The sequence below is a fragment of the Neobacillus cucumis genome (assembly GCF_023715505.1).
In genome coordinates this window covers 1-275 of the sequence record NZ_JAMBOH010000153.1, presented here as the reverse complement: position 1 = coordinate 275, position 275 = coordinate 1, and the positions used below count along the sequence as shown (strand labels likewise).

Here is a 275-nt window from a genome sequence, read left to right as displayed (position 1 = left end):
TTGGTCCCAAACCAAGTGCTCTACCAAGCTGAGCTACTTCCCGTTAAAGTGCGCCCTGAGAGATTCGAACTCCCGACCTTTTGATTCGTAGTCAAACACTCTATCCAGCTGAGCTAAGGGCGCATATTATTGACGATTCAAATTCATAAAAAAATCATGGTGGAGGATGACGGGATCGAACCGCCGACCCTCTGCTTGTAAGGCAGATGCTCTCCCAGCTGAGCTAATCCTCCATATTAATGAAAGGGTTATTTCCGATATTGTGAAGATACTTT

Annotated in this window: 2 tRNA genes; both read right to left on the bottom strand. The window is 45.5% G+C overall.

From position 1 onward, the window contains the following. Nucleotides 1-49: 49 nt before the first annotated feature. Nucleotides 50-123 (bottom strand) — tRNA-Arg (locus tag M3226_RS31905). Nucleotides 124-157: 34 nt separating this feature from the next. After that, a tRNA-Val gene (locus tag M3226_RS31900) sits at nucleotides 158-233 on the bottom strand. Nucleotides 234-275: the final 42 nt, after the last annotated feature.